This is a genomic window from Methylococcus geothermalis (assembly GCF_012769535.1).
GTDB lineage: Bacteria > Pseudomonadota > Gammaproteobacteria > Methylococcales > Methylococcaceae > Methylococcus > Methylococcus geothermalis.
Window position 1 is genome coordinate 2,610,040 of the sequence record NZ_CP046565.1, and the last position, 22,522, is coordinate 2,632,561.

General features: G+C 64.1%; 20 protein-coding genes and 1 pseudogene. 9 read left to right on the forward strand and 12 right to left on the reverse strand.

Annotated elements, in window-relative coordinates; all coding sequences use genetic code 11:
- Positions 1-14 precede the first annotated feature (14 nt).
- Entirely contained in the window at positions 15-1,649 is a 1,635-nt protein-coding gene (locus GNH96_RS12070; RefSeq protein WP_169603909.1) for a SulP family inorganic anion transporter, read from the reverse strand.
- A 306-nt stretch (positions 1,650-1,955) separates the two neighbouring features.
- Between GNH96_RS12070 and GNH96_RS12075 the strand changes: the two genes are divergently transcribed.
- Both GNH96_RS12075 and GNH96_RS12080 read left to right on the forward strand, forming a co-directional pair.
- Positions 1,956-2,219 carry an RNA recognition motif domain-containing protein gene (locus GNH96_RS12075; RefSeq protein ID WP_169603910.1) on the forward strand — a complete coding sequence of 88 codons (264 nt, stop codon included), beginning with the start codon at positions 1,956-1,958 and terminating at the stop codon, positions 2,217-2,219.
- A gap of 91 nt (positions 2,220-2,310) precedes the next feature.
- Positions 2,311-3,078, forward strand: a complete 768-nt coding sequence (locus tag GNH96_RS12080) for an XRE family transcriptional regulator (protein WP_169603911.1) — start codon at positions 2,311-2,313, stop codon at positions 3,076-3,078.
- Between the two features lie 42 nt (positions 3,079-3,120).
- On the opposite strand, the gene GNH96_RS12085 is transcribed toward GNH96_RS12080, so the two are convergent.
- The 5 genes from GNH96_RS12085 to GNH96_RS12105 form a co-directional block, all read right to left on the reverse strand.
- Entirely contained in the window at positions 3,121-3,546 is a 426-nt protein-coding gene (locus GNH96_RS12085; RefSeq protein WP_169603912.1) for a copper chaperone PCu(A)C, read from the reverse strand.
- Complete coding sequence (locus GNH96_RS12090) at positions 3,543-4,136, reverse strand: SCO family protein (protein ID WP_169603913.1); 594 nt, start codon at positions 4,134-4,136, stop codon at positions 3,543-3,545. Before GNH96_RS12090 ends, GNH96_RS12085 begins: the two co-directional genes overlap by 4 nt.
- 79 nt (positions 4,137-4,215) lie before the next feature.
- Positions 4,216-5,091 carry a hypothetical protein gene (locus GNH96_RS12095; protein WP_169603914.1) on the reverse strand — a complete coding sequence of 292 codons (876 nt, stop codon included), beginning with the start codon at positions 5,089-5,091 and terminating at the stop codon, positions 4,216-4,218.
- A gap of 4 nt (positions 5,092-5,095) precedes the next feature.
- On the reverse strand, positions 5,096-5,851 hold the full coding sequence (locus GNH96_RS12100) for a ferritin-like domain-containing protein (protein ID WP_169603915.1): 756 nt from the start codon (positions 5,849-5,851) through the stop codon (positions 5,096-5,098).
- Positions 5,852-5,882: 31 nt separating this feature from the next.
- Complete coding sequence (locus tag GNH96_RS12105; protein WP_169603916.1) at positions 5,883-7,838, reverse strand: sodium/proton-translocating pyrophosphatase; 1,956 nt, start codon at positions 7,836-7,838, stop codon at positions 5,883-5,885.
- A 350-nt stretch (positions 7,839-8,188) separates the two neighbouring features.
- Between GNH96_RS12105 and GNH96_RS12110 the strand changes: the two genes are divergently transcribed.
- The 4 genes from GNH96_RS12110 to GNH96_RS12125 all read left to right on the forward strand — a co-directional run bounded on the left by GNH96_RS12110 (position 8,189) and on the right by GNH96_RS12125 (position 12,689).
- Positions 8,189-9,214 carry an IS5 family transposase gene (locus GNH96_RS12110; protein ID WP_169603917.1) on the forward strand — a complete coding sequence of 342 codons (1,026 nt, stop codon included), beginning with the start codon at positions 8,189-8,191 and terminating at the stop codon, positions 9,212-9,214.
- A 235-nt stretch (positions 9,215-9,449) separates the two neighbouring features.
- Positions 9,450-10,817, forward strand: coding sequence for a c-type cytochrome (locus tag GNH96_RS12115; RefSeq protein ID WP_169603918.1), 1,368 nt, complete (start codon positions 9,450-9,452; stop codon positions 10,815-10,817).
- Positions 10,818-10,829: 12 nt separating this feature from the next.
- Positions 10,830-12,035, forward strand: coding sequence for a hypothetical protein (locus GNH96_RS12120; protein ID WP_169603919.1), 1,206 nt, complete (start codon positions 10,830-10,832; stop codon positions 12,033-12,035).
- Positions 12,036-12,044: 9 nt separating this feature from the next.
- The gene (locus GNH96_RS12125) at positions 12,045-12,689 is read left to right on the forward strand and encodes a c-type cytochrome (protein ID WP_169603920.1); all 645 of its coding nucleotides are present in this window, start codon (positions 12,045-12,047) and stop codon (positions 12,687-12,689) included.
- A gap of 535 nt (positions 12,690-13,224) precedes the next feature.
- Here the strand turns inward: GNH96_RS12125 and GNH96_RS12135 are convergent.
- Positions 13,225-14,622, reverse strand: coding sequence for an FAD/NAD(P)-binding protein (locus GNH96_RS12135; RefSeq protein WP_169603921.1), 1,398 nt, complete (start codon positions 14,620-14,622; stop codon positions 13,225-13,227).
- 223 nt (positions 14,623-14,845) lie between these two features.
- Positions 14,846-14,971: pseudogene (locus GNH96_RS16260) on the reverse strand (hypothetical protein); the annotation flags it as partial.
- Positions 14,972-15,132: 161 nt separating this feature from the next.
- Between GNH96_RS16260 and cysT the strand changes: the two are divergent.
- Genes cysT through GNH96_RS12155 form a run of 3 tightly spaced genes read left to right on the forward strand, consistent with a single transcriptional unit; the run spans position 15,133 to position 17,961 of the window.
- Entirely contained in the window at positions 15,133-15,969 is an 837-nt protein-coding gene (gene cysT / locus GNH96_RS12145) for a sulfate ABC transporter permease subunit CysT (protein WP_169603922.1), read from the forward strand.
- 28 nt (positions 15,970-15,997) lie between these two features.
- The gene (gene cysW / locus GNH96_RS12150; RefSeq protein ID WP_169603923.1) at positions 15,998-16,885 is read left to right on the forward strand and encodes a sulfate ABC transporter permease subunit CysW; all 888 of its coding nucleotides are present in this window, start codon (positions 15,998-16,000) and stop codon (positions 16,883-16,885) included.
- A 17-nt stretch (positions 16,886-16,902) separates the two neighbouring features.
- Positions 16,903-17,961 (forward strand): sulfate/molybdate ABC transporter ATP-binding protein, encoded by a 1,059-nt coding sequence (locus GNH96_RS12155; protein ID WP_169603924.1) that lies wholly within the window; start codon positions 16,903-16,905, stop codon positions 17,959-17,961.
- Positions 17,962-17,993: 32 nt separating this feature from the next.
- On the opposite strand, the gene GNH96_RS12160 is transcribed toward GNH96_RS12155, so the two are convergent.
- From GNH96_RS12160 to GNH96_RS12175, 4 genes are read right to left on the reverse strand one after another with little or no spacing between them, the layout of a single operon-like run.
- The gene (locus GNH96_RS12160; protein ID WP_169603925.1) at positions 17,994-18,683 is read right to left on the reverse strand and encodes a hypothetical protein; all 690 of its coding nucleotides are present in this window, start codon (positions 18,681-18,683) and stop codon (positions 17,994-17,996) included.
- A gap of 13 nt (positions 18,684-18,696) precedes the next feature.
- Positions 18,697-19,422, reverse strand: coding sequence for a tyrosine-protein phosphatase (locus GNH96_RS12165; RefSeq protein ID WP_169603926.1), 726 nt, complete (start codon positions 19,420-19,422; stop codon positions 18,697-18,699).
- Between the two features lie 56 nt (positions 19,423-19,478).
- Entirely contained in the window at positions 19,479-21,911 is a 2,433-nt protein-coding gene (locus tag GNH96_RS12170; RefSeq protein ID WP_169603927.1) for a GumC family protein, read from the reverse strand.
- 42 nt (positions 21,912-21,953) lie between these two features.
- Complete coding sequence (locus tag GNH96_RS12175) at positions 21,954-22,493, reverse strand: polysaccharide biosynthesis/export family protein (RefSeq protein ID WP_169603928.1); 540 nt, start codon at positions 22,491-22,493, stop codon at positions 21,954-21,956.
- Between the last annotated feature and the right edge of the window lie 29 nt (positions 22,494-22,522).

A 22,522-nucleotide genomic window follows, 5' to 3' on the forward strand; every position in this document is an offset into this window, starting at 1 on the left:
GCTCCGGGGTGGTCCTACTGTGTCTTGATACGTGCCGCCAACTCGTGATCGCCGTACGGTTCGTGGCCGGCCAATCCATGAATTTCGCAGCGTCCGCCATGCGCGATGACATCATCGCGGAAGTGATCGATGAACTCCATCACCGTGTGGTCGATCAGATAGGCGTCGGAGAGATCGAAGATGATCGTGCTGCCTGCCGGCAGGTCTGTCAATGCGCTCTTGAGCGAAATGAAATTGGAGAAGATCGCCGAACCCCGGACGAGGATGACGTAGGCGCCAGCGGCCGTGCGCTCGATCCGGTAGGAGATCGCCAGCAAATTCTCGAGCGAGACGCCTCGCCCGACATGGAGGAGCAGTTTGGCCGCGATGCCGATCGCCACGCCGGCGAGAAGGTTGGTCGCGAGGACGCCGACGATGGTAATGACGAACAGCGCCAGCTGTTCCTTACCCAGATCCATGGTTCTGGCGAAAACCCTCGGCGAGGCCAGGCGAAAGCCGGTATAGACCAAAAGCGCGGCAAGGGAGGCCAGGGGAATCGCGTCGATCACGTGCGGAAACGCCCACACGAACAGCAGCAGAAACACGCCGTGGAAGAAATTCGACCAACCGGTTCGGGCGCCGGCGTCGATATTGGCGGAACTGCGCACGATCTCGGCGATCATCGGCAGACCGCCGATCAGACCCGCCACAACGTTACCGACGCCCACTGCCCTGAGATCGCGGTTCAGGTCGGAATAGCGCCGCTGGGGGTCGAGCTTGTCCACCGCCGCCGCACTCAGCAGGCTTTCCAGGCTGCCCACCAGAAAGATGGCGACGACGCTCTGCCAAAACGCCACCGTGAATGTCTTGGAAAAATCCGGAAGGAAAAGACTGGCCATCAGGCTGTCCGGAATCGACACCAGAAAATCCGGACCGACGATCAAGTCCTTGGGGACCATGAAACCTTCGCCCGGATGAAGCCGGCCGAGATCGAAAACCTGCCCCAAGGCCATCCCGGACAAAATGACCACGATGGGTGCCGGAACGGTCCTCAGGAAGCGGTTTTCGATCAGCGGCCAACCGATCAGAATGGCCATGCCGACCAAAGCGATGAGAACGGTTTCCGGAATGAAATAGGCCAGCACATGAGGAAGCTGAACAATGCTGGACAGCATGGTGACGTCGGTTCCGGTCTTGATGCCCGCCATCACCGGAAGCTGTTTGGCCACGACGACGATCCCGATGGCGGCCAGCATGCCATGTACCACCGATGCCGGAAAGAAGGCTGACAGACGACCGGCCTTGTAAAGGCCCGACAGCACCTGCAGCGCGCCCGACATGACGATGGCCGCCAAGGTGTAGCGGTAACCGGCCATGGCATCGCCCTGTCCCAATGTCTGTACCGCGGTGGCAATCACCACGATCAAACCGGCGGCCGGGCCGGTGATGGTGAGGTAGGAGCCGTTGATACGGGAGACCAACAGCCCGCCGACCACGGCGGAAAGAATGCCGGCCATGGGCGGGACTCCCGAAGCCGCGGCCACGCCCAGGCACAAAGGCAGGGCGATGAGAAAGACCAGGAAACCGGCACCGATGTCCTGGCGCCAGCTTGCATGCCTGCCGGCGGGACCGCGAAACGCGGCGAAAGCTTGCAACACGGGATTTCCCATGAATTCTCCAGTCAATGCATGACGCCTTTGCGGAAAAGGCGGTGTGAACGCCGAGGGCCCACGGGCGCCGGTTCCCCCCAGCAAAGCATTCGGCCAGCCGTGCCCACCGCGACATGAAACCCCGTCGCATGTGCTCGGCCGAGGCAACAAAATAATGACAACCGATTTTTACTATTAAAACGGTAATTTGTCTAGTACACTTCCGGCCACCGTGGTAAAAAAGCATCGTAGTCCTCAGGCCCGTTCGTCGCCGAGGAGATTCTTTTTTCTCCGCACACTTCCCCTTTCAGTCAGGAGCTTAAACCGATGTTGACGCTTTTCGTGCGTGGCTTACCCCCTTCAACGACCGATGCCGGCCTGAGCGAGTTGTTTGGCGCCTACGGCAAGGTTTTCGACTTGAAAGTCAGCCGGGATTTATTTACGGGTCAGGCACGTGGCATCGCTACCGTGGACATGGAAGGCCACGAAGCCCGTGCGGCGATTTCAGGATTGGACGGCCACGATTTCGAAGGAAAGACGATTTACGTCGCCCTGGACAAAGGCCGCAGGACCGGACGTGGGCGGCGTTGACGTGAACGCAGGTCGGCTTGAACCTGCGTTACTGTTAAAATGGTAACCTCGTTCCTTGACCCGCTCACCGATCATGCGAAAAACAGCAAGGATGTCTTCCTCGGGCACGAATCCCAACGCCATTCCATCATCGGAAGAGAATTTGAATTCGGTGGGCGTGCGGGTAAGGCATTACCGCGAGCGTTTGGGCCTGAGTCAGGAAGAGCTGGCGGGACGGGTCGGCGCGGCACAGCAAACCATTCAAAGCCTCGAGTCGGGCAAAATCAGGAAAAGCACCTTTCTGCCCCTTATCGCCAAGGAGTTGGGAATCGACTTCGATGCGCTGCTGTTCGGAAACGAACAGTCCCCCCTGGTGAGTACCGCGCGTCCGCTATTGATGGCGAGCACCCGTCGTGTCCCGCTGTTTTCTACGCGGGACTGCGAACGGGTGCACGCTTACCTCAAGGATCAGTCGGTGCAATCATCGACCGGTAAATGGGTGGCTATGGACTATTCGCTGCCATTCGCGGAATCCGGCCCACGTCTGTTTGCCCTCAAGCTGGAGCTGAGCGACGAAGCGTTTCAGCCCGAGTTTCGTCCCGGCGATCAACTGGTCGTCGATCCGGATGCGCCGATTCAGCCCAGCGATCCGGTCATCGTTTTCCGGCCGGGTGCGGAGCGACTCAACCTGAGCAAATACCGTGTCCTGTCACAATCCGGGGACGAGGTCGACTACGAACTCATCTCGATACATCCCGATTTTCCTAGCTTTGCGGGCACCGAATTGAAATCGCTCGAAATCCTGGGGGTGGTCATTCAGATGCGCCGTCCGGTTTCGAGCCGCGTCCGGCTGGCCGTCCTGGAAGAACAGGCTCGCTAAGGACGGCCCCTTCGAGCGGGGATCTGTCGACGAGCGAATCCGTCAGCCGTTCTTCTCGACCGTCATTTTCACCTCCCGCGTCCCTGTCGAGCAGAACAGCCGGATCGTCACCCGATCCCCGGCATGAAAATCTTTCGCGGGTTTGAACAGCATCAGATGGCGCTCGCCCGATTTGATGGCGAGCATTCCGTGCGGCGGCACGGTCAGCGAACTTTCCACCGCCATTCGGATCAGCCCGTCCCGGCGCACCAGTGAATGGAACTCGACCGAAGAAAAATCGGGGCTGTCGGCGCGCCGGATGGTGATGGGCGTATCCCCGCCGTTGCGCAAGGTCGCGAATCCGGCGAGCACGCTGGCGCCGGGCGGGGATTCCATCACCCTGGCATCTGCGATTTCCAGCCCTTCGCAGGCATAGATCGGAGCGGCCAGGAAAGCCGATGCGCAGCATAGGGCGCGAACACTCTTCATGGAGCCACCTGTTTTTCCAGAATCATCTTGAAATCGGCGGCCAGCGTCTCGGCTTGAAAGGGCGGGGTCAGATAGCCGGCCAGGCGGGCCTCGGGATCGAGCAACATCAGCTCGGCGGAATGATCGATGCCATAGCCCTCACCTTCGGGGGCGGGATTCTTGATGAACACGAAGCCGAGCTGACGCCCCAGCGCAGCCAGCGCATCGACCGGGCCGGTGGCGGCGCGGAATTCCTTGTCGAAATAGCGCACGTATCGCGCCAGATGGTCCGGCGTGTCGCGCTCGGGATCGACCGACACGAAGAGCACGGCCAGCCGCGCGCCATCGGCGCCGAGCTTGGCCTTGGCGGCCTTGAGCTGCGACAGCGTGGTTGGACAGACATCGGGGCAATGGGTATAGCCGACGAAGATGACCGTCCAGCGGCCGAGCAGGCCGGCCCGCGTGAACGGCTTGCCGTCCTCGCCGGTCAGCGCGAACTCGGCGACAGGCCGCGGCTGGGGCAGCAGCGTGCCGGATGCCAGGGTTCGGGAACGCTCCGCCTGTTCCCGCCATGCCAGCATGCCCAAGGGCAGCGCGACCGCCGCAATCATTGCGATCGCCGCGATCCGGATGACGCCATCGCGGGCGGAGCCCGCCTGCGGCCGTGTGGAGCGCTCCGTACCCGTCCGTTCAAAACGCCTGCCTGTTTTCCTCACGTATCCGCCGCCCACCCCTGCCGGTAAACCCCAGTGCGATGCGCGCCAGTGCCGGCAAAAGGCGCGGACGCAGCAAATCCCGATCGTATGCATCCAGCCGGCGCCGGTTTTCTTCCAGACAGGCTTCGAGGAGCCTGCCCACCGTGAAGCCCTGCATCAGGCCGGCGGCCTGGGTTGCCGAAAACTCCCGGCCGTTGCCCCGGTGGCGGGCATTCCGCAAGGCGACCCCCGCCAACGCTCCGATCGCGCGGGCGTAATACCATGCCGAGGTCAGGGCGCGCAAGGGCGCCGCGCCGCGTCCGCACCCCGCTTCGTGCCAGGCCATCCAGTTGACGAAGAACAGCACGTGGCGGACTTCCTCTCCCATGAGGATTTCCAGGACGTCGAACATCTCCTGCGGCAGGAATCCGCTCTCCCGCGCGAGCCGGAAGAAGCCGAAGCCCAGGAAGGAATCCACGCATTCGCCGTAGCCGAAGTCGATGAACGTCCGTTCGATGTTTGACGGCAGCGGCGGCATCTCCCGGGCTTCGATCACGATCCCGTAGCGGGCGATCAGGTGGCGCACCAGACGCTCATGGCGCCGTTCCTCCTCGGCCATCAGTTCCATGGCCTCGCGCACCAAAGGGTCCGGAATGGTCGGCGCGAACGCCTCGATGATCCGGATCGCCCGCATCTCGGTATACAGGACCTCCTGCCAGAACGGCACCTCCCGGAGGCGCTGCAGCATGGCCGGTTCCAACGCCGGCCACGCCAGCCGTTCCGGCTCGAACCGCAGATGGCTGTCGATGAAGCCGCGGCAGAACCGTTGCCGGTGCTCCGCCGATCCCGCCTTCGGTTTCCCTCTCGCCATCGCCTCAGCTCCCCATGGCATTGCTGCGCAACGGGGGCCGGAGCGCCGCGAGACGCCGCCAGGCGAACGTCCGTTCCAGGACATAGGCTGCCGATACGCCAAGCTTCAGCAGCGATTGCTTGGGCCTGCTCCAACCCAAGAGCGCGGCCATGTGCCGGACGAAGGCCAGGCCGACGTCACGGTAAACGCGGATCTCGGCCAGCGCGTAGGCCTTCAGCATCTGCGCGATGCGGTCTCGGTGGCCTTGGCCGCTGAGTTTCAGCAGCTCCTCGTGGGCGTAGGAGAGATGGTTGATTTCATCCTCCGCGATGACCCGCAAGCTCGGCGCCAGTTCCGCATCGTCGCCGAACACCCGGAGCAGACGGTCGACCTCGTCGAACGCCCGTTCCTCGGTCACCTTGCTGTGCACCAGATACTGCAGGATTTCCTCCAGCCCGAGCGGCTCGTCGCGGCCGAGCCGATCATGCGGCAGCCCGATGCCGCGGCGCTCCAGCATCATGCAGTAATCGGCATCCGCCGGCACGGGCACTTCGTCCAGCCCGGTCTTGCGCAGCAGTTTGGAAAACATCAGGCCATGCTTGGTTTCGTCGGCCCCGTGCCGCAGGACCTTGCGCGCGAGCGCCGGGTCCGGCGTCAGGGCCGCAATCCGCTCGTTCTCCCAACCGCCCTGGGTCTCGCCCTTGGCGGCGATGCTCATCAAGAGCTGGAACGCCCGGGGATCGCGCCGTATCTCCTGAAAAATGCTGCGTGTCGAAAGCATGCGCATCTCCCTCGACGAACGTCGGATCCGCTCAGGCCAGCAGCGGCGCGATCAGCACGGACACCAGGCCCATCAGCTTGATCAGCGGGTTGAGCGCCGATCCCGCCGCCTCCTTGCAGGCACTTCCGACCCGGTCGCCGGTCAAGGCCGCGCGGTGCGCCTCGGATTCGCTGCCGCCGTACATGCCGTCCTCGATGTACCGCCTCGCGCTGTCCCAGGCACCGCCGCCGCTGCTCATGGCGAATGCCTGGAACAGGCCGGTGACGATGGCGCCGACCAGCATGCCACCCAGCGCCTCCCGGCCGCCGCCAAGCCCGACGAGGAGCGGAACCGCCAAAGGCACCAGCACCAGGATCAGCGCCCGCTTGAACGCCCCGCGCACGGTGGCATTCGCCCCCTTGCCCGTTTCGCCGGAAACGCTGCCGACCGCCCCCAGCGACACCGAACCCAGCAGATAGGGCATCAGACCGCCGGCGAACAGTCCGGTCAGCACGACCGGATCGGACAGATTCAGTGCCAGGGGAACGCTGAAGCACCTGGAATACTCGGCGAACAGGGCAAGCATCGCCAAGCCGCCGGCGCCCACGGCATACCCCTGCACCACCGGGCGTGTCGCCTGGCCGGCGGCATCCAGGGAAGCGGTAGCCTGGCGCACCTCGTCCGGCAAACCGGCGGTTTCGGCAATCCCGTGCGCCGCTTGGGCGGCGATGCCGTACCCGTCGATGGCGACCATGACGCCGCCGAGCGAAGCCATCGCGACGGCGGCAAGCCCCACCGCGAACAAGCCCGTCCCCTCGTGGCCCGAAAAACCGCCGCCGAGAGAGTAAGGGCTGACGAAAGCCGCGCACAGAATGGCGATGGACCACCCGGTGGATTTCAGCCCCGCGGCCAGACCCGCGACGACGTTGGTCGCCGGGCCGCCGCGCGAGGCCGCGGCGATGCGCTTGGCGAACCCGAAGCTCTTCGAGGTGTGGTATTCCGCGGCGACGATGTTCAACCCGGCCAGCACCAGGCCGGTACAGGCCGCGGAGAACAGGTTCAGCACGCTGAAGGCCGGCTGCACGGCGGGCAGGCCGAGAAACCATTCGGACCCGTAATACAGGCCCACGCCGGCCAGGATCACGGTGACGACCACGCCGCGATACAGGGCGCCCACGAGGTAGCGGCTTTTGCCCAGACGCACGAAACAGGCGCCACCCAGGGAAGCCGCCAGAACGAGACCCGCGACCAGCAGCGGGAATTCGGCCCAAGGGCTGTCGGCGCCGAACACGCTTCTCGCCAGCAGGACCGCCGCCACCAGCGCAACGGTGAAGGTCTCGAACACGTCGGCGGCGGTTCCGGCCGCATGTCCCGCCGTGGCGCCGACGCACCCTCCGATGGCCGCGGCCTCCTTTGCCTCCCGCCCGACGAGATCACCGGCATAGCCGCCGGCCGCCTTTGCCCAGACCCCGCCGACCGTCCTGGCGAACACGCTCATCAGAGAACCGCCCAGCGCCAGTCCCAGCAAACCGCCGTGCACGTCATCCGGCGTCCCCAGGGACAGCGTGAGCACGTAATAGCCCGCCACGGTGGACAACGCCAGTCCCGCGACCAGGAGTCCCGTGGCCGTTCCGCTTCGAAAGGCCATCGACAGCGCCGCGCCTAGCCCGGCACTTGCCGCGTCGGCGGTACGGGCATCCGCCCGCACCGAGATCGCCAAGCCGATGTAACCCGCCAGCGCCGAAGCGACGACCCCGGCGATGAAGCCGTTCGCAGTCCAGGCGCCGAACTTGGTCAGGGCCAGCGCCAGGAGGCTCCCGACGACCGCCAAGGCCACGTATTGCCGTTTCATAAACGCCCTGGTCCCGTCCTGGATCGCCCTCGTCAGCGCCTGAATGTCCGGAGACCCGGCGCTCTTCCGCAAGATTCCGCCGGCGTTCAACAAAGCGCAGACGATTCCCGCCGCACCGCTGGCCAAAGCAAACGTCGCTATATTGCTCACATTCATTCCATATGCTCCTGTCGATTGGTTGATATCGGAATCTGCCGCCGCGGATGCGGGGCCTCATTCCATTGCCATGGTTGTTACATGAAAGCCAGGTTCCATCGTCCTGAACCGGCCTATATCCGGAGGAAGAGTATGGCAGGTATCCACTATCGGAGAATGCGACAAATTGTCCTGCGGCATTTTGACATATTCACCCAAGCACCCCGACCGTGTCAGTATCCGGCGCCTTCAGATAACTTAACCCAAGGTATATTGACTTAGTCGACACTGACCGCAGATAGCCCTATGGGCACCTCGAAAAACCGAGGTCATGTGACAATACCGCCCCTGAACAACCTGCCTGAGCCGCCATGATCAGAGAGAGCCTATTCGCCGCGGAGGAACGTGAGGCCAAGCTGGATCGCTTGGGCGACGTGCTGCGAGAGATGGAAAAGCACATCGACTTCAAGGTGCTGGCCGCCGAAATCGATCGGGCCGCACCGCGTCCAAGCCGAGCGCGTGGCGGACGCCCGCCGTTTCCGACCGAACTGATGGTGCGTGCATTCCTCCTTCAGAACTTGTACGGACTGAGCGATGAACAAATGGAGTTTCAAGTGCTGGACCGCCTGAGTTTTCAGCGCTTCCTAGGCCTGCGGCGCAGCAGCCAGGTGCCGGACCGGACCACGTTCTGGACCTTCCGCGAGCGGTTGACGGCAGCGCAGGCCGGGGACGCGCTGTTCGAGGCGGTGAACCGGCAACTGGCGCGGCACGGCTATATCGCGCGAGGCGGTCAGATCGTGGACGCCAGCCTGGTTCCCGTGCCCCGGCAGCACGTCACCGAGGAAGAAGGAGAACAGATCAAGGCGCAGGCGATGCCTGCGGACTGGAAGCCTGCCGAGCGGCGGCAGCGGGACGTCGACGCCACCTGGACGAAGAAGCACGGCAAGTCCTACTTCGGCTACAAGCTGTCGGTTAGCGCGGACCGGCGCTACAAGCTGATCCGCAAGCTCAAGGTCAGCACCGCCAGTCAGAATGACACCCTGCACCTGGAGGACGTGCTGGACAGCGCCAACACCGGACGCGACCTCTACGGCGACAAGGGCTACGTCGATGGCGAGCGAGAGGCCCGCCTCAAGAGCCGGGGCTGGCGAGTCCACATCCAACGCAAGGCGGAGAAGGGCCGCCCCCTGTCCGTCTGCCAGAAGCGCCGCAACACCCGCATCGCCCGAGTCCGGGCGCGCGTCGAGCATGTATTCGCCACGCTGGACCAGATGGGCGGCAAGCTGCTGCGCTGCATCGGCCTGGACCGGGCCAGGTTCCTGCTTGCGGGGAAGGCGGCGACCTACAACCTACGCCGCCTGTGCAGCCTCAAGGCGTGCGGAGTGGTGGCCTTCTGACGCACGGGGACCGTCCGGAAACGCCGGAAGGGGCGGTTCCGGACGGAAAGCGCCTGCCGGGCAGGGCCAAAAAACGCAAGCATCGCGGGACGACCGACTGATCAGGTCGGATTGCTCGTTTTACCTGACTAATACCCGGTTTTTCGAGGTGCCCCTATGGGAATTTCTCCCTAGGGGTCTTCTGTCAATTTTCATGACATGCGGGCAGGAAATATCACAGGAGATCAATGACCCCATGGAAAACACAACGGAGATACTCGGCCTGTATCCCACCTGGTACCAGCCGGCCCTGGGCAGCGGCTGGGTATTGGGCATCATCGCCGTGATTCACGTGCTGGCGTCCCATACCTCGGTCGGCGCGGCGCTGGTGTCGACCTGGCTCGCCACCGTCGCGGTCCGCCGCAACCGGCCGGAACTGCTGGAGTACGTCAGGCGGTACGGCGTCTTCCTGCTGGTTTTTTCCTACGTGCTCGGTTCCATCACCGGTCCCGGCATCTGGTTTTCGGCCACGGTCGCCAGCCCCCGGGGGCTCTCGGCCCTGATCCACAGCTATGTGTGGTGGTGGGCGACCGAATGGGTGTTCTTCTTCATCGAGGTGGTGGGCATCTACCTGCTGGTCTATCTGGCCGGGAAGGTGGACGGGCGAAGCTATCTGAAGATCGCCTGGATCTTCGGCCTCGCCTCCTGGGCCACGATGCTGATCATCGTCGGCATCCTGTCGTTCATGATGTGGCCCGGCCAGGAGCGCTGGTTCACCGAAGGCGGCACCCTCGACGGCTTTTTCGGCCTCTATACCTTCGCCCAGATACTGAGCCGCACCTGCTTCATGCTGATGGCGGCCGCCCTGGCGGGAGGGCTGATTGCCGCCTATATCCGGGACGGCGCCTTCCGGCTGGAAATGACCCGGAAGCTGGCCTGGGTGGGCATGCTCGGCGCGGTGCTGGGGGCGGTGTTTTTCCAGTGGGGACTGACGACCCTGCCGGAAAGCGCCCAGCTCCTGATGAAGACCCGCCTGCCGGGATCGTTCGTGCCGGCGATGTGGGCGATCCTGTCGGCGATCGTGATCTATTTCGCCACGCTGCTGCTGCGCCCCGGCGCGCTCAATGTCCCCCTCGCCGCCGCGATGATGGCGGCCTTGCTGATATTCGGCATCTGGCCGGAGGAGCGGGCGCGCGAATCCATGCGCAAACCCTACGTCGCCGGCCAGTTCGTTTACTCGAACCAGATCATCGCCCGCGACGTGCCGGCGCTGGGCGTGAAATCCGAGCTGCCGGCCCTCGAATCCCGCGGCATGCTGGCGCTGCACCCGTTCATCCCCGAGCACCTGCGCCGCATCGGCGAAGGCAACGCACTGGAAGCCGGCCATGCCCTGGCGATCGTGTACTGCTCCAACTGCCACGGCCTGGGCACCACGGGCACCCGCCCCTTCGGCGAGATGTTCGCCGGCAACCGCGACGCCGCGGACATCGAACGCTTCATCAAAGGCGCCCTGGTCACCGGGAACATGGTGAACATGCCGCGCATCCCCTTGCGCGACGACGAAGCGCATGCGCTGGCGCAGTTCATCGCCAGCCTGCCCCTGTGGCACTCCATCACCCGCTGAACGGAACCCCTCATGGACATCGAAACACTTTACGCATTGCGCAGCAGTTCCGGACTGCCCAGCCATCCCGCCATTTTCCTGATCCTGCTGGTGCTCACCTGGGCGCTGCACATGATCGCCGTCCACGTCATGCTGGGCAGCACGGCCCTGGCCCTGACCGGCGCGTTTTCATCGAACGCCCATGGGCGCCGGCTGGCGGGCCCGATGCTGGACACCGCCAAGGTCGCGGTCTCGATCGCCATCGTGATCGGCGTGGCCCCGCTGCTGTTCGTCCAGGTCATCTACGATCCGTTCTGGTACGTCTCCAACGTGTTGTCGGCGCGCTGGGCCATCGCTTTCATCGTGGTGCTGCTGGTGGCCTACTGGGCGATGTACCACCATTACTTCGTGGGCAAGGACGGCGGATCGGCCACCAGCCGCTGGTCGCTGGCCCTCTCGCTCGCGCTGCTGCTCGCGGCGGGCTTCATCATGCATGCCCTCGCCTCCCAGGCGCTGCGGCCCGAACTCTGGATGGCGTGGTATGCGCCGGAAGGTCATCTCGAAACCGCCGGCTCCGGCATCCACGAGTTCAACCTCGGGCGGTTCCTTTTCTTCATCGTGCTGGCGGCCCCGGTCACCGGTGCCTGGCTGCTGGGCTGCCGGCGCTACCTGGCCTGCCGGGAGCAAAGCGACGCGCCGTACCTGGAATGGATCGCCAGCCTCGGCAACAAGCTCATGACGGGAGGCGGCTTCGCCGCGCTCATCTGCTATGCGGCATGGATGGCGACGCTGCCGGACAGCGCAGCCGGCTTTCCGGTCTCGCTCTGGTCCATCGTGGCCAACGCAAGCATCCTGCTGTTGATCGTGACCCCCGCCTTGTTCCGATCGGCCTCCGGCAGCTACGCGCCCTTCGCCACCGCCACCGGCGCCGTCCTGCTGATCGCGATCGCCCGCGAGGCGCTGCGCCACCGCATCCTGTTCGGCACGCACGGCTATGAACTGTCCACTTACGCCATCAACCTCGACTGGTACAGCAACGCGCTGTTCTGCCTGACCTTCGCCGGGGTGGGGGGCTTCGCCATCGCCTATTCCGTGGCGATATCCTGGGAAGCCGGCAAGACTCCCGGCATCTACACGGCATCGCCGCGAGTGGACCGCCTCGGCGGATTCGCGCTCGCGGCGCTCCTCGTATGGATCGCCCAGTATTTCTTCGTCGGCTTTCTGGTCATGGCCCGATAGGAAACCCGTATGCGTCCACTATTCTCCTGCCTGTTTTTGGGATTTGGCTTGGCCGTCGGCGTAACCCACGCCCTGGCGGAAGCCTTGCCTCTCTCCGAATGGCGACGCGAACTCGCAGCCAAACCCCAGGGCGATGCCGCACGGGGAGGCGCGCTCTACGCCGAGCGCGGCTGCGCCGGCTGCCACGGCCCGGACGGTATGGCGGACGACCGCCCAGGGCCCATGCTGGCCGGGCAACGCCCGCTGTACCTCTACAAGATGCTGTTGGATTACCAGGCCGGCCGGATGGCCGGAGCGGACGCAGCCATCATGGCTTCCGTGGTCCGGGAACCGAGCCGTCAGGACATGGCGGACCTGGCCGAATGGCTCGGCGCGCTTTTGCGGCCGGCAGCGGCTGAGGCGCCGGAACCCCCGATTGTTCGCGGCGACAGGAAGCGGCTCATCCCGCCCTGCTCGGCCTGCCACGGCGCCCACGGCCAGGGCTGGGATCTCCAGCCCGCGCTGCGGGGCCAGAACCGGGACTACCTCGTGAAAGCCCTGCAACGCTTCAAGAAAGGCGAGCGAAGCAACGACGTCAACGCCGGCATGAGCCAGTTCGCGGTCAAGCTCACGGACGAGGAAATCCGGGCGCTGGCCGACTATTACGGGCGCTGAACCCCAGGCTCTGCGGCTTGACGGCTGGCTCCGCCCGGAAGAAGGCCGCATGGGTCTTGGGGTTCCGACATCAGGAAATCGTCATCGCCCGCAACGGCAAGGCCGCTGCCGGGCGGCTGCGCATCGGCACCGCCAAAGGGGCCTTTCGTCATACCGGACGACATCGATGCGGATAACGCCACGATCGCGAAACTCTTCGGCATGGTCGCAAATCGAGGCTGCTGCTCGACACGCCCATCGCCCCGTGGGCGATCACGGACAATCCAAGACTGCCTGCCCGGGCACGCTCACCGATCCTTGCACCGGCATCGCAGATGTTCATAAGCGCCGGATCGATCTGGGAGATTGCCATCAAGCCTATGCTCGACCGCGGCCATATGCCGGTTTCCGGCGCCGCTACCGGGACGCCCCCAGCGCCACGCCGATCCCATCGACCGCCTACCGATCGCTCAGGCCATCACGGAACCGCTCAGGCTGATGACCTGCGATGCGGCCGTGGCGCCATACGGCGACCTGATGCTGCCGGTCTGAGGCGCTAGACTCCCAGCAACTCCGCCGCCAGCCTGGCGGCCTGGCCGCGTATCTCCGGCACCGCCGTGGTTTCCCACCAATGCCCTTTCTGCGGCGGCCCGAGCGTGAACAGGAACTCGGACGCGACGCCTTCCGCATCGACCAAGGCCCCGCTGTCGGCGACATCCAACCCCAGCGCCAGGGGATCCGGCCGGATCAGCCGCTGGCCCAGCAGAGCCTTGACCAGCGGACTGTCGAGCCTGCGGTAATCGCTCTCCGAACCGGAACAGTTCACCACCGCATCGACACGGAATTCATGGTTCCGATCACTTCCCCGCGGCCGGATGACGACTTCGACCTGGCCGCCAAGGTCACGAAAGCCACGGATGCGCCCCACGTGGCGGACCAGTTGCCCGGAATCCAGCATCGCGGCCAGCCGCGCCGCGATGCCGGGCGCCAGCCGATGGCGGTGGCAATCCCACAAGGTGCGCAGATGGCGCAGGAAGCGGCGCTGCTCCGAGAGTCCGAGACTCTTCCATAGAATCGGGGTCGCCGGCCGCAGCGCGTCGATCGCGGGACGCCAGTCGGCGCCGGATTTGCGGATATAGTCGCGGAGGCGGTGCAGCCCTGCTCTAACGGCGCCCTTCGCCCCGGAAGGATCGAGCGCGAAAGCAGCCGGCGCACCCGGCTTGTGGCTATGCGGCCACAGGCCCCGCCTCGACACCACGTGGATGGTGCCGCGGTACCCGGCCTGGTTCAAGGTGATGGCCCAATCGACCATGGTGAGGCCGCTGCCCACCAGCAGGCAGGACTCGGTCGGCAGGAGCCTTTCCAACACATCGGGCGCCCAGGGGTCGCCGTGGTAGCGGGCGCTGCGGTAAAACGCGGCATCGCCGCCGGACGGATCGCCGGGGCGGAAATTGCCCAGCGCCAGCACGACGCGGTCGGCCCGGAGCTGCGCGCCGGAGGCCAGCCGGAGGTCGACCGCCTCGCCCTCGACCTTCAAGGAAACAACCTCGTCGATCCGGCGCTCAAGGCCTACGCCGGGCGCCGCACCGCGTTCGGCTTCATCGAGCACCTGGGTGAGGTAATCCCCATAAGCCCGCCGCGGCAGATAGGCTGCGGCCGTCACTTCGCTGACGCAGGCGCAGTCGAGCAATTCGCCCGCCCGGGCCTGCGCCCAGCGCAGGAAGTGCTCGCGGTCGTCGGGATAAGCGCTCATGTTCCCGGCGGGCACGTTGAGGAGGTGGCAGTCCTCGGTAGTGCTGTAGGCGACGCCGCGGGCGAAGCGGCTGCGCTCCCGCTCGATCAGATGGATCGTCAGCGGCGCCTTCGCCCTGGACAACAGGTGCGCGGCCACCAGGGTGCCGCTGAAGCCGGCGCCGATGATGGCGATGGTTTGGGGTGGAGAAGCAGGTTTCATGGATCGCTCGCTCAGAGTGCGAAAACGACGCCGGCTGCAGAACAGCCGGCGTCGATCGAATGACACAAGGTTAAATATTAGCAGACTCTGATTATCTCATCACCGATCCAGGCTATCCCCCTCAACGGCCCAACGCCACGCTCCCTGCCTGGATGCGCCGCACGGCGGCCACCAGCGCTTCGACGTCCTCGCGGGTGTTGTACAGCGCGAACGACGGCCGCACCGTGGTTTCCAGGCCGAACCGCCGCAGGATCGGTTGTGCGCAGTGGTGGCCGGCGCGCCGTCGGTCACCCGGTTGAGGCGCACCAGGGGCGTATGGCCGACGGATTGCGAGTTGTCTTCGAACCAATGTGGCATGGAAACCTCCCTAAGTTCTGCGCGCCGCCCGGATTGCGGCCGGCCTGCATCATTCGTATATGGAATATAAATAGCATAGTTAATTCTTTAGACATATAAAAAAGCTCGGATAAACTCCCGCCCAACCACCGCTTTCCGGAATTGAACGAACACATGAGGACCTACCGGCAACACAGCGTCCTGCCCGGCTTTCCGCTGGCGCTGGGCTTCACCCTGCTCTATCTCGGCCTGATCGTGCTGGTCCCGCTGTCTGCGACCTTCCTCAAGAGCGCCACCCTGGGCTGGGGCGGATTCTTCGAGGCCGTCACCACGCCGCGCGTGCTGGCGTCCTACAAGCTGACCTTCGGCGCTGCGCTCGCCGCCGCGGCGATCAACGCCGTCATGGGCCTGCTGGTGGCCTGGGTGCTGGTGCGCTACGAGTTCCCCGGACGCAAGCTGGCCGACGCCTTCGTCGACCTGCCCTTCGCCCTGCCCACCGCCGTCGCCGGCATTGCCCTCGCCACCCTTTATTCGAGCAAGGGCTGGATCGGGCAGTTGGCGGCCCAGGCGGGGTTCAAGATCGCCTTCACCCCGCTGGGCATCACGATCGCCCTGACCTTCATCGGGCTGCCCTTCGTGGTGCGGACGGTACAGCCGATCCTGGAGGACCTGGAACCGGAGCTGGAGGAAGCGGCGGCCAGCCTGGGCGCCACCCGCTGGCAAACCTTCCTCGAGGTGATCCTGCCGACCCTCTCGCCCGCCCTGATGACCGGATTCGCCCTGGCCTTCGCCCGCGGCGTCGGCGAATACGGCTCGGTGATCTTCATCGCCGGCAACATTCCGCTGGTCTCGGAAATCACCCCGCTGCTCATCATCACCAAGCTGGAGCAATACGATTACGCCGGCGCCACCGCCCTGGCGGTGTCCATGCTGCTGGTCTCGTTCACTCTGCTGCTGGCCATCAACCTGCTGCAGTGGTGGACCCAGACCCGCCGCGGCTTTCGTCTCTGAATCCGGCTCAACGACCGAACCCGCTGCCATGTCCGCACAAACGCTCACCTTCGCCTCGCACGTCCACCATGTCCATCACGCCGCCCGCGGCGAAGCGCCCTGGGTCCGATGGTCGCTGACCGCCGCCGCCCTGGTCTTTCTCGCCCTGTTCCTGCTGATGCCGCTGGCGCTGGTGTTCGTCCAGGCCTTCGCCAAGGGCTGGGAGACCTATGTCTCCGCGCTGGTGGACCCGATGGCCCTGGCCGCGATCAAACTCACCCTGCTGGTCACCCTGATCGCGGTGCCGCTGAACACGGTGTTCGGCGTGGCCGCGGCCTGGGCCATCGCCAAGTTCGAATTTCCCGGCAAGAACCTGCTCACCACGCTGATCGACCTGCCGTTCTCGGTGTCGCCGGTCGTATCCGGCCTGATCTATGTGCTGCTGTTCGGCATGCAGGGCTGGCTGGGGCCCTGGCTGCACGACCATGACATCAAGCTGATCTTCGCGGTGCCGGGCATCGTGCTGGCCACGATCTTCGTCACCGTGCCGTTCGTCGCCCGCGAGCTGATCCCGCTGATGCAGGCACAGGGCACCGAAGAGGAAGAGGCCGCGCTGGTGCTGGGCGCCTCGGGCTGGCAGACCTTCCTGCACGTCACGCTGCCCAACATCCGCTGGGGCCTGATGTACGGCGTGATTCTCTGCAACGCCAGGGCGATGGGGGAGTTCGGCGCGGTGTCGGTGGTGTCCGGCCACATCCGCGGCGCCACCAACACGATCCCGCTGCACGTGGAGATTCTCTACAACGAATACAACGGCGCTGCCGCCTTCGCGGTCGCCTCGCTCCTGGCCATGCTGGCCCTGGTCACCCTGGCCTTGAAGAGCGGCCTGGCGTGGCGGCTGGCCCAGCAGGTCGACGCTGCCAAAGACCAAGACTGAATGAGACTGAACCGACCATGAGCATCGAAATCCGCCACATCAGCAAATCCTTCGGCAGCTTCCAGGCCCTCAAGGGCATCGACCTGACCATCGGTTCCGGCGAACTGGTGGCCCTGCTCGGTCCCTCCGGCTGCGGCAAGACCACGCTGCTGCGCATCATCGCCGGGCTGGAGGCCGCCGACAGCGGGCAGATCCTGTTCCACGGCGAGGACACGACGCACCGCCACGTCCGCGAGCGGCAGGTCGGCTTCGTCTTCCAGCACTACGCGCTGTTCCGCCACATGAGCGTGTTCGAGAACATCGCCTTCGGCCTGCGGGTGCGCCCGCGCGCCCAGCGCCCGCCCGAAGCCGACATCAGGCGGCGGGTGCACGAGCTGCTGGAACTGGTCCAGCTCGACTGGCTGGCCGACCGCTATCCCGGCCAGCTCTCCGGCGGCCAGCGCCAGCGCATCGCGCTAGCCCGCGCCCTGGCGGTAGAGCCCAAGGTTCTGCTATTGGACGAACCTTTCGGCGCGCTGGACGCCAAGGTCCGCAAGGATCTGCGCCGCTGGCTGCGGCGGCTGCACGACGAGCTGCACATCACCTCGGTCTTCGTCACCCACGATCAGGAAGAAGCGCTGGAAGTGGCCGACCGGGTCGTGGTGCTGAACGCCGGGCAGATCGAACAGGTCGGTTCGGCGGACGAGGTCTACGACCATCCCGCCACGCCCTTCGTGTGCCAGTTCATCGGCGACGTCAACCTGTTCCACGGCCGGGTGCACGACGGCCGCGCCCACATCGGCGAGACGGTCATCGACCTGGCAGGCACAGCGGAATCGGACGCGGAGCGAGCCTTGTTCTTCGCCCGGCCGCACGAAATCGAGATCGGCTCGGCGAGCGGAAACGGAGCGGGCATCACCGCCGTCGTCCGCGACATCCGGCGGCGCGGCAACGCCGTGCGGGTAGAACTGGAGCGCAAGGACGGCCAGGGCGCCGTGGAAGCGGAACTGAGCCGCGAAGCGTTCGGGCGCCACGCCATCAAGCACGGCGACGAGGTGGTGATCCAACCCCGCCGGATCCGAGTGTTTCAGCCCTGAAGCGCTTTGTTCGGGCCGTGCGGTCCGGCCATCTATTCGATCACGTCCGCACAGACTCGCTGGTGAAGCTCGGGCTGGCCGGCCATAGCGGCACAGACTTCTACAAGTCTGCCGGATTCGCGCACGATCGGCAGCATCTGCTTCGAGTCCTGTCGAAGGCCGCGAACCGCCGCGTTTGCCGCAATCTGACGATCCTCCGGGGACACTTCCTCCCAGATCGGAAGCACCGCGGCCGCCACCACCTTGCTGGTCGGCAGGTCCCACGGCCCCAGTGTCGTGGCTCGCTCCAACGAACGGCTGAATTCCGCATCCGGAAGATCGAAGCCTGCCTTCAAGCTCAGTAGACGTGCCCACGCCATGGGCCAGGCCGGACGCAACGAGACGACCCTGCGCGCTTCGGCAAGGGATTTGGCGCCGAGCGCGGCAACGACGTCCGAATCGACACCATCCCGCGTGGCCTGCCACACGTATAACTGGCTCAAGTGCTCATGAATCACGGGGCTTTGTGGATCCAGGACGCTCGCCTCGCGGAGCGCCCGCTCGACCCGCTTCATCTCGCCGTCTGAAGGGGGTTTATCCGGCCTCGCCGCCCAGGCATTGAACACCGCGCCCACCTGAATCGAATAGACGGCGGCTTTAAAGCCTTTCAGGCACGTCCACGCAAGAAAAAACAAGCCACCCGCCAGCAGATAGCACACCAGGATGCGCAGGACAGCGGACATGCGGACTCAGAAGTTAGGGAATCCGCAACCCGAGAATTTCGCTCGGGTTGTCGACCACCAGTTTTTGCGCCACTTCCGGACCGGCAACACGCTCGACCACATCCCGCCCGTCTCCCAGATTGGGGGGACGATACTTCACGTTATGCGCATCGGAAGCCACCACCGTGATCCAGCCTTCCTCGAGGAACTGCAGGGCTCGCTCCTCGCAGCGCTCGCCGAACTGCCCGGCCAGCGAACCGGCGGTGACCTGGAACAGGCACTCCATTTCCACGTAGGGGAATATCTTGCTGAAATCGCGGATGACCGCCTTGTTTCGCTCCGGATGGGCGATCATCGGCAGGATGTCGCGCTTCAACAGCCAGCGCACCAGTGCGTCGGTACCGGCGGGTATCTGTTCATGGGGGAATTCGAGCAGGATGACCCGCTTTCCCCGGTATTCGCCGAGAAAGGGAATCCGGTCCTGGGCCAGCAGGCTCATGATCTCGGCGCACACGCGCACTTCCGCCGCCATGCCGACTTCCAGCGGAATGCCTTCGCGCTCGAGCTCACCCTGAAACGCCCGGAAGGCGCGCTCGATGCCGGGCTGGTCGTTGTCCCAGCACCCCGGCTGAATATGCGGCGTCATCACCGACCGCCGGATTCCGCTCGCCGCCGCGAGCCGGGCCAGCTCCAGCGCCTGGGCCAGATTTTCCGGACCATCGTCGATGGCCGGCAACAGATGGCAATGAAGGTCGATCATGGGAATGCAACGCTCCAAAACGGTAGTCTTGCTGGTACAACCCAGTGACACGTTTCTCACTCGTGGGCGCCTTCCTGCTGATAACTCCCATAATAGTAGTCGCCATAGTAATAGCTGCTATAGCCGCGCCTACTCTTTTCGATGTTCAACTGGCTCAAGACCACGCCGGTCAGCGGCGCCCGGACCTTGCGCAGCCGGTCGATGCCCGAGCGCGCCATGTGCACCGGCGTTTTTTCCGCCTGGATCACGTAAATCACCGACCGGACCAGCCGGGACAGGGCGAGCGCATCGCTCACCGGCTGCATCGGCGGCGCGTCGAGGATGATCGCATCGTACTCGCTCTCGAGTTCCGCCATCGCTTCCGCGAAGCGGTGAGACGACAGCAATTCCAGCGGATTCGGCGGAATGAGCCCGGCCGGCATCAGATCGATATGACCCGCGTCGTAATGATGGATACACTCCTCCAGAGTCGCGGTCTGCACCACCAGGTTCGAAAGCCCGGGCATCTTGGCGGACAAGCCGCAACGCTTGGCCAGATTGGGCCGCCTCAGATCCGCCTCCACCACCAGCACCCTGGAATTGAGCTGCGCAAGCGCATAGGCCAGACTCATCGATATCGAGGATTTCCCTTCGCCGGGGACGGAGGACGTCACCAGGATGCTCATGCGCGGGTCATCCAGCGCCGACAGCATGATGCCGGTACGAATGGTGCGCACCGATTCGGCGAACATGCCACGAGGATCCTCCAGGAATGCCTTCGAGACATCCTCTTTGACACCGCGTTTCTGTTTCTGGACCACCAGCGGCACCAAGCCCAGCAAGGGAAGCCCCAGCTTCTGCTCCACCTCCTCCGAACTCCGGAAAGACTTGTCCATGAAATCGAGCAGGAAAGCCAGACCCACCCCGGCCATCAGGGACAGGACGAAAGCGATGGCCACCCCCAGCTTCTTGTTTGGCTTGACTGGAAACTTGGGCAGAACCGCCGCGTCCATGACACGTGCGTTGGAAGGCTGCAGGTCGCCCGCCTCGGAAGTCTCCTTGAGCCGCTTGAAAAACATCTCATAAAGCTCGCGGTTGGACTGCACTTCACGTTGGAGTTCGCGGTATACGCTTTCCTTCCGGGCAATCCCCTGCAGCTCGCTCTTGATGGAATCGATCTGGCCGGCCAAGGCATTCTCATTGGCGTAGGCCGCGGCGATCTGCTGCTTCAGCCGGCCGGCCACGCTGGCGACCTGTTTTTTCAAGGCGGCACGTATCGACTCGAGATGCGTCTCCGCCGTCACCCGTTCCGGATGCTGAGCGCCGTAGCGGCTGGCCAGCTCGTTGACGCGCGTCAGTGCCTCGTGCTCCTGTTGCTTGAGATCGCGCACGGTCTCGTCGCCGTAGATCGCCGGCATGCTCTCGATATTGTCCGGCACCTGGCCGCCCAGGCTGGCGATCTGGCTGTAAAGCGTCTCTGCTTCCAGCCGGACCTTTCGGGCGTCGATATATTTGGCATTCAGATCGCTCAACTGGCTGGCGCTCAACGACGACACCCCTGAAGACGGCATGCCGGATGAGGAAGCGCCCGCGATGTCCACGAGTTTCTGGTTTTCGAGATAGGCTTGCAAACGGCGCTCGGATTCGACCAATTTCTGGCGCAATCCCTCCAGACGAGTGGCCAGCCATTTGGAAGCCAATTGCGTGCCTTCCGAACGGGCCTCAAAGTTGGCGTCGATATAAGCGTCACAAACCGCGTTTGCGACGCGCATGGCCAATTCCGGGCTGGCTGCATCGAAGGAGATTTGCACCAACTGAGTATTTCGGACACCAGTGACATTCAGCCGCTTCAGAAACTTGTCGACCACGGCATCGACCGGATCTCGCTCCGCCATGTCGACGGCGGACGACTGCGATGCCCCGAACGGAAACCAGCTTCCCAAGTCCAACCACGACCCTCCCGTCTCCGAGTCATCCTCGGATCCGGTCCCTTCCTGCAAGGCTCCGGACTTCGCGACTGCCATTTGAGTCGGAATCTGCGGGCCATAAGGTCCCACCGGCCCCATCTCTTCGGCGCGATCCCCAGCGTCCTTTTCTTCGTCGTCGTCGATGAATTCAGGGCTCGAGGTCAGATTCAATTTTTCGATCACCTTCCTTGCAATCGCGCGGGACTTCAATATCTCCACCTGAGTGAGGTAATACTCCTTACTCTTCGTATCGACCCCGTAAAGCTCCTCCACAGAAACAACTTTCTGCTCTTTTGGTTCGACGATCAGGGTTGCGGTGGCCCGAAAAATCGGCGTCATTGACAGCAGAATCAGCAAGGTCAGAACGGATACCGAAACTGCCAGACCGAGAATGCCCCAAAGATGACGGCGAATGACACTCCAATATCGCCGCAAATCGAACTCCTCTTCCTCCGGCTGATAGCCTCCGCCGTCATGAGGAATAGTGAGTACCTGCGGTATATTGTTCTGAATGATCGGCGAGTAGATATTCTTGTCAGTCATGACCGGCGACGGGAGATGAAAGGATGCAAGGCGTGGAATGGCTCAGAAAAAACTTTCCTTGACGGTAATGACATCGCCCGGACGAACCGGCGTCAACACATTCGCCTCGACCGGCGTTTGCGTCGGATCATCCTCATGGATCACCACGATGTCGCTCGAAGCCCTTTCCGTAAAGCCCCCGGCCAAGGCGACCGCCTTTTGTATGGTGAGACCCGGTTGAAACGGATAACCTCCCGGCGCTTTGACCTCGCCCCCGATGAAAAACTTCCGATACTCGATCACACTGACGCTAACCTTGGGATCGACCAAATAAGGCCCTTTAAGCCCCTGGGTGATTTGGGCCGCCAGCTCGCCGACGGTGCGGCCCAACGCGTGAATTTCCCCTAAAAAGGGATAGGAAATAGTCCCGGCATCGCTCAGGCGGACCTCCATGCTGAGGTTCTCCTCATTGAGAACGTAGATCTTGATCAGATCGCCCGAACCCAAGCGGTAGTCGGAGACCGCCGGACGTTCCTCGCCAAAGGAACCGAATGAAATCAAAACAAACAGCACAAAACAACCCAAAGAGATAATCCGTTGCATATCGGCTTTCTTCCGTCCGATCCCGTTTC

Excerpts from the sequence above, each read along its gene's own strand:
- GNH96_RS12120 (WP_169603919.1), top strand. The coding sequence starts at position 10,830 with ATGGACATCGAAACACTTTACGCATTGCGCAGCAGTTCCGGACTGCCC.
- GNH96_RS12115 (WP_169603918.1), top strand. The coding sequence starts at position 9,450 with ATGGAAAACACAACGGAGATACTCGGCCTGTATCCCACCTGGTACCAG.
- GNH96_RS12170 (WP_169603927.1), bottom strand. The coding sequence starts at position 21,911 with ATGACTGACAAGAATATCTACTCGCCGATCATTCAGAACAATATACCG.
- GNH96_RS12125 (WP_169603920.1), top strand. The coding sequence starts at position 12,045 with ATGCGTCCACTATTCTCCTGCCTGTTTTTGGGATTTGGCTTGGCCGTC.
- GNH96_RS12075 (WP_169603910.1), top strand. The coding sequence starts at position 1,956 with ATGTTGACGCTTTTCGTGCGTGGCTTACCCCCTTCAACGACCGATGCC.
- GNH96_RS12095 (WP_169603914.1), bottom strand. The coding sequence starts at position 5,091 with ATGGCGAGAGGGAAACCGAAGGCGGGATCGGCGGAGCACCGGCAACGG.
- GNH96_RS12070 (WP_169603909.1), bottom strand. The coding sequence starts at position 1,649 with ATGGGAAATCCCGTGTTGCAAGCTTTCGCCGCGTTTCGCGGTCCCGCC.
- GNH96_RS12135 (WP_169603921.1), bottom strand. The coding sequence starts at position 14,622 with ATGAAACCTGCTTCTCCACCCCAAACCATCGCCATCATCGGCGCCGGC.
- GNH96_RS12085 (WP_169603912.1), bottom strand. The coding sequence starts at position 3,546 with ATGAAGAGTGTTCGCGCCCTATGCTGCGCATCGGCTTTCCTGGCCGCT.
- GNH96_RS12090 (WP_169603913.1), bottom strand. The coding sequence starts at position 4,136 with ATGATTGCGGCGGTCGCGCTGCCCTTGGGCATGCTGGCATGGCGGGAA.
- GNH96_RS12110 (WP_169603917.1), top strand. The coding sequence starts at position 8,189 with ATGATCAGAGAGAGCCTATTCGCCGCGGAGGAACGTGAGGCCAAGCTG.
- GNH96_RS12165 (WP_169603926.1), bottom strand. The coding sequence starts at position 19,422 with ATGATCGACCTTCATTGCCATCTGTTGCCGGCCATCGACGATGGTCCG.
- GNH96_RS12100 (WP_169603915.1), bottom strand. The coding sequence starts at position 5,851 with ATGCTTTCGACACGCAGCATTTTTCAGGAGATACGGCGCGATCCCCGG.
- cysW (WP_169603923.1), top strand. The coding sequence starts at position 15,998 with ATGTCCGCACAAACGCTCACCTTCGCCTCGCACGTCCACCATGTCCAT.
- GNH96_RS12105 (WP_169603916.1), bottom strand. The coding sequence starts at position 7,838 with ATGAATGTGAGCAATATAGCGACGTTTGCTTTGGCCAGCGGTGCGGCG.
- GNH96_RS12155 (WP_169603924.1), top strand. The coding sequence starts at position 16,903 with ATGAGCATCGAAATCCGCCACATCAGCAAATCCTTCGGCAGCTTCCAG.
- GNH96_RS12175 (WP_169603928.1), bottom strand. The coding sequence starts at position 22,493 with ATGCAACGGATTATCTCTTTGGGTTGTTTTGTGCTGTTTGTTTTGATT.
- cysT (WP_169603922.1), top strand. The coding sequence starts at position 15,133 with ATGAGGACCTACCGGCAACACAGCGTCCTGCCCGGCTTTCCGCTGGCG.
- GNH96_RS12160 (WP_169603925.1), bottom strand. The coding sequence starts at position 18,683 with ATGTCCGCTGTCCTGCGCATCCTGGTGTGCTATCTGCTGGCGGGTGGC.
- GNH96_RS12080 (WP_169603911.1), top strand. The coding sequence starts at position 2,311 with ATGTCTTCCTCGGGCACGAATCCCAACGCCATTCCATCATCGGAAGAG.